This window comes from Streptococcus sp. HMSC072C09 (assembly GCF_001813105.1).
Classification (GTDB): Bacteria; Bacillota; Bacilli; order Lactobacillales; family Streptococcaceae; genus Streptococcus.
Window position 1 is genome coordinate 456,069 of record NZ_KV811485.1, and the last position, 4,241, is coordinate 460,309.

Genomic DNA, 4,241 nt, shown 5'->3' on the forward strand with positions numbered 1-4,241 from the left:
TTTATAGATCGTACCGTAATCCCAACGCATAACAACTTCACCTCTAATTATGTGTATAAATGTTACATTTTTACACTTCGTTATGTATTTAGTATATCATATATATAGAAGAAGGAGGTGCAGATATGCAAAAGAAAATCACTATTTATTTTTTGTATTAATGCTTTCACAATCCAAATAACTGGGGTGCATTTTCAAATTATTACCATGATTACAAATATCACTGGTCAAGCGTAACTCGTGCAAGAGATAGTAAATCATCATATGCTTACGCTCCTTCTCATCAGACCTCAAGAGCTTTTATAAATAGAAATTTTGGTGAAACAGTATATTTTAATTACGGATTTAAAAAAATTCATAGCTCATAGAAAAGATTATATTACTATTCATGAAAATTTTAGAAAGTGAGTAAAGTATGAAGCGCTTATTTGTCATCCTTTCAAATATCTTTATAACAAGTTTTCTACTTTGGATTTGTTTTTCAACCTCATATGTGGTTATTCACAATAGTTTTCCAGCTATTGGTATTCTTTCCCAGAACAAAGAGGTATCAAAAGATCAGGTAAAATACAGTTTAGATCAATTAGCAAATGAAACAGACAGTGTGATTGGTGAACAAATTGAAACAATAGACGATAAAGGTAAGGTTCATTTTTCCTATGCAATATTTGGATCTGGCCATATCCCAAACGGCCTTGTTAAAGCTAGTGAAGAAGATTTTTACAATAGTGGCTTATTGTCCAATTATTATATTTTATCTGGAAATCTCACTCTAGATAGATTAAATCATGAACTTCAATCATTGGGTTTCACACAAACATTTGTTTCATATCCAAATATTTTTCTTAGCTTATTTACGTATATGGGAAATGGTAGTCAATTACTCGTTTTGGTCATTTTTCTACTAACTTTTATAGCCTTAATGATTATTCAAAAAACCAAGGAAATGCGAACAGTTGGGATTCGATATATTTCTGGATTGCACCTAACTCAGATTTTTGGAAACTCAATGATTAGTGATTGTGGAGATTTACTTTTAGGGATAATTACAGGGATTTTTCTTGGAATCTGTGGTGTAAGTCTATTCCATATCACACCATTTTCTATTCCAGTTATTTTTTCAGCTAACATAACTTATAATTTGTTACTTTTGTTCCTTTCTATGCTCTTTAGCTTTCTTTATGTTTTAAGTATTAAAGCGGTACATTTGGTTTCTTTACTCAAAGGAAAGTTACCTTTGAAACAGATTATGGGTATTCTTTACTTGGGGCAATTGGTCGCTTTTCTTTTAATAGTAATTACCATTCATAGAACAAGTATCTATTCAACTATTTGGCAATTGCATCAGTCTGGAGATACAGCATGGTCAAATCAAAAAGATTGGGTATTGCTTTCAACAAATAGGGAGTTTGGGGCAGAGGCTAGAAATCAGGATAGTAGAAAAATGTTGGAAGAACAATGGAAAAACTTCATAGAAACTGGCATTCAGAATGGAGGAATGCTTGTTCAGCATCCACTTGCATCATTCGATCTAAAAGGTCTGTCTTCACATCCCTTAATGGGAAAAATGTCGATTAATGACTACAATCCGTATGCTAATAGCTTATATGTGACTCCTAATTATCTAGATATTCAGAATGTAGAATTAAATGAAGAAGATAAGAAGAACATTAATAGCCTTGGAGAAGGAGAATTTGGACTACTATTGCCTGAAAAATTAAAAGATCAAGAAGATAAATTGCGTCAAATTTATGAAGATTTCCTAGCGATTCGAAACGATAAGGGAAATAAAATTCAACAGGCTATGAAAGCTCGTGTTTTCTATATTTCAAACAATAAGAAGCGTTTCGTATATAATTCTACACCAATCTCATATCAACAATTTCTAAGTGATCCTATACTTATTGTCCTTAAACCAAGCTCTTTTGGAAAAAATCAAAATGATTTCTTCACTTATCCATCTGATTATCTGTATTTTAAAGGTTTGGATGCCACTAAAAAACTAGTTGAACAAGGTGGAATAAAGAGATATATCAGTCAGTACGATGTTGCCTATTATGTTTATCGTGGTATGAGTCACAACATTCAAGTTGAAATATTGACAATCATTGCTGGTGGTTTTCTCGGTATTGCTACCTCAATTCTACTCTTTAATACAATGACAATCCTCTACTTTGAAGAATTTCGTAAAACTATTCTTATTAAGAAAATATCAGGATTAAATTTTTTTGAGTTACACCAGAAATTTTTTATCTGGCAAATAGTTATCTTCATTTTGGGAGGGGCTATTGGTCTTTTGCTAACAAATAAACTTTGGGTAGTCTTTCTAACCTCTTGCGTCTTTGGTTTGAATTCTATTTTAATACTAATGCATCGTTCTCGTAAGGAAGATAGGATGGCTAGTATTATATTGAAAGGAGCATAGAAATGATTAAAATCCATCAACTAACAAAAACCTTTGGGGACCGGACGGTATTTAGTGATTTGAACTTAAATTTTGATGCAGGTAAAGTCTATGCTCTTATCGGAAATAGTGGTTGTGGCAAAACAACCTTACTAAATATGGTAGCCAAGCTAGAACCTTATGATCAGGGAAGTATTCAATATAAAGGAAAAGATTTACGAAAGATTAAACCAACAAACTATTTCAGAAATGAACTCGGTTATCTCTTCCAGAATTTTGGACTAATCGATAATAAAACTGTTTCAGAAAATTTAGATTTGGGATTAATTGGTCATAAATTAGACAAACAAAAAAAGAGAGAGACTAAAGAAGAAGTATTAGATAGAGTAGGACTATCTTATATTCAACTAGATCAAAAAGTATATGAGCTTTCTGGAGGAGAAGCACAACGTGTAGCCTTGGCAAAGATCATTTTAAAAGATCCTCCTCTAATTTTGGCAGATGAATTAACTGCCGCTCTTGATCCTGAGACCTCACAGGAGATTATGGACTTACTCCTAACATTAAAAAATAAGGAACGTCTGATCATTATTGCAACACATAATCCAACCATTTGGAAACAAGCTGATCAAGTGGTAAGCCTAAAAATTAGTCAATGAAGAATAGGGTAATAGCACAGATTTTCATTACGTTACATATTCATTTCCTGACAAAACATCCCGAAAGTTAAGTGCACCGAAATAGATAGATTAATAATTTATCCAAAGGATTTAGTTCTGTATTGCACAGGACTGAGTCCTTTTCTACTATTTGTATAGAAATGTATACATTTTTAATCTATAGTCGTAGAGATTTAGTAAAACTACAGCGCAAACTTCCTCTTGACTAATATGTTTTGATTTCCGTATTTTTTTATAGATCGTACCGTAATCCCAACGCATAACAGCTCCACCTCTAATTATGTGTATATATGTGACATTTTTACATTTCGATATATGTTTAGTATATAATATATATTAAAGAAAGATGTGATAAACGTGAAAAAAATCACTCTTTATTCTTTATAGCATCACTCCCACTCTTCAATTTGTTAGATAGTTGGCGATGGTGGTGATTCCATTCATTGAAGGGATGTGTCAATAGATGAACAAAAGAAGCTTCAAAAAAATGTCTCTAATATTTATTTTAGGTATCATTGTAGGTCTATTCTTAATCCCATTACTTAGACCACTTATAGTTGATTGGCTAAAAACTATATTTGGTTAATAGTAACGATAACCTTATTTAACAAAAAAGTTTTCCCTTATATTTTTTAATAGCATTGTTTTGACAAATTAACTTCCACATTTATTAGCGGTAAAAGTTGGTTTGAGAATTTAGCACTTTGATGACCTTAGATCATTATAATCCTACAAGTACAGGTATGACTTTTAGTTTTAGATATTCTCATTAGTTTAATTAAAGGAGGGACTGTGTTATGGTAACTAAGTATTACAAGTATATTCCTTGGTTGGTTTTAGGAGCTATTGGATCTTATGAGTCCGCAACTTATTTTGGACATAGTACATTTGATATACTGTATTTATCTATTGTTTTTATGATTGTTTACGTAGCTTTGTTCATTCTACACGAAAAATATCTGAAATATAAATATAAAGAAATATTTACACAGATTATGAGCAATCCTGAAAAAGATCATCATCATTAGTAAGATAAAGCATAATAAAGCCCTAGCAACCAGATTGTACTGACCCAAAAAAAGTTAGGCAACTAGGCTATTCAAAGGATTTAGTTCTGTATTTTACAGGACTGAGTCCTTTTCTACTATTTGTATAGA

General features: G+C 31.6%; 3 protein-coding genes and 1 pseudogene. All 4 read left to right on the top strand.

Going from position 1 to position 4,241, the window contains the following annotated elements:
• Window positions 1–200 precede the first annotated feature (200 nt).
• Window positions 201–368 (top strand): annotated as a pseudogene (locus HMPREF2893_RS10490) (lactococcin 972 family bacteriocin); the annotation flags it as partial.
• Window positions 369–415: 47 nt separating this feature from the next.
• Window positions 416–2,425: a DUF1430 domain-containing protein gene (locus tag HMPREF2893_RS02315; protein ID WP_003003187.1), complete on the top strand. Its 2,010-nt coding sequence runs from the start codon at window positions 416–418 to the stop codon at window positions 2,423–2,425.
• Window positions 2,426–2,427: 2 nt separating this feature from the next.
• Complete coding sequence (locus HMPREF2893_RS02320) at window positions 2,428–3,063, top strand: ABC transporter ATP-binding protein (RefSeq protein ID WP_003003180.1); 636 nt, start codon at window positions 2,428–2,430, stop codon at window positions 3,061–3,063.
• Window positions 3,064–3,881: 818 nt separating this feature from the next.
• Window positions 3,882–4,112, top strand: a complete 231-nt coding sequence (locus HMPREF2893_RS02325; RefSeq protein WP_006595212.1) for a hypothetical protein — start codon at window positions 3,882–3,884, stop codon at window positions 4,110–4,112.
• Window positions 4,113–4,241 lie beyond the last annotated feature (129 nt).

Coding starts and splice junctions, on each gene's coding strand:
- HMPREF2893_RS02315 (WP_003003187.1), top strand. CDS start 416: ATGAAGCGCTTATTTGTCATCCTTTCAAATATCTTTATAACAAGTTTT.
- HMPREF2893_RS02320 (WP_003003180.1), top strand. CDS start 2,428: ATGATTAAAATCCATCAACTAACAAAAACCTTTGGGGACCGGACGGTA.
- HMPREF2893_RS02325 (WP_006595212.1), top strand. CDS start 3,882: ATGGTAACTAAGTATTACAAGTATATTCCTTGGTTGGTTTTAGGAGCT.